Origin of the sequence: Effusibacillus consociatus, from assembly GCF_042652925.1 — a bacterium.
GTDB classification, from domain to species: Bacteria; Bacillota; Bacilli; order Tumebacillales; family Effusibacillaceae; genus Effusibacillus; species Effusibacillus consociatus.
This window is the reverse complement of the sequence record NZ_JBHSHC010000004.1, coordinates 1-885: the sequence shown is the minus strand read 5'-3', so window position 1 is coordinate 885 and position 885 is coordinate 1. Positions and strand designations below refer to the sequence as shown.

Here is an 885-nt window from a genome sequence, read left to right as displayed (position 1 = left end):
TACCGGCCCACTACGACGAAGAAACCGGAAAGTATGTGATCGATGTCCCGTTCCCGTGCAAATTTGACGTAGAAAATAAAAAATGGCTGTACGACCAGCCGGATACATGGGAAAACGTGATCGCACGTTTCAAAAAACGGGGGCCAAAAAATCAGGAGTTTGTCGCCCGCATTCAAAAAGGGAAACAAGAATTGGAAGAACTCCGTAAAGAGGTGGGATAAATGGGCAAACAAACTTCGGCTGAACAGCGTTATTGGGAAGCCCTAAAGGAAGTGATGGATCCTGAGTTCCCTGTCAGTGTGGTGGATATGGGGCTGATCTATGACATTAAGGAGAATCAGGGAATCATCGACTTGACTATGACCTATACAGCTGCCTCCTGTGCTTGCATGGAATGGATTGAGGGAGATATTAAAACGAGGTTGTTGAAAGAACCGGGTGTAAGTGAAGTGAACATTCAAGTGGTGTGGGATCCGCCTTGGACGGTGGATCGTTTAAGTCAGGAAGCTCGCGAGAAAATGAAGCATTGGGGGGTAAGTGCATGATGAATGCCGAAATCGGGCGCCGATATGAATATGACGTGTTCACCCGTATCAAGCGTGGTGACGACCTTGTGCATGTCGGTACGGTAGAAGCGGAAACGGACGAACTGGCGCAAGTGTATGCCACATTCACCTATGACGAAGAAGACTGGGCGGAGATGTGTGTAGTACGCAGGGACAGGATCAACTGGGTCAGGAAGCCGGTAGGATTATTCGAAAAGGAAGGGGTGAGGATCAATGAGTAAACAAACAGCAGGATTGCAGGCATTTACAGAACTGATTGAAGCCGTCGCCGACAACAAGTATGTGCTGGGCGACCGCCTGGTCGAAGTAGGGATTAGCG

Annotated in this window: 2 protein-coding genes and 1 pseudogene; all 3 read left to right on the top strand. The window is 48.9% G+C overall.

The annotated features are described in order from the left end of the window. Window positions 1–221 (top strand): annotated as a pseudogene (locus ACFO8Q_RS00405) (phenylacetate-CoA oxygenase subunit PaaI); the annotation flags it as partial. After that, window positions 222–545: a metal-sulfur cluster assembly factor gene (locus ACFO8Q_RS00400; protein WP_380023434.1), complete on the top strand. Its 324-nt coding sequence runs from the start codon at window positions 222–224 to the stop codon at window positions 543–545. Beyond that, window positions 545–787 (top strand): hypothetical protein, encoded by a 243-nt coding sequence (locus ACFO8Q_RS00395; RefSeq protein WP_380023435.1) that lies wholly within the window; start codon window positions 545–547, stop codon window positions 785–787. Before ACFO8Q_RS00400 ends, ACFO8Q_RS00395 begins: the two co-directional genes overlap by 1 nt. Window positions 788–885: the final 98 nt, after the last annotated feature.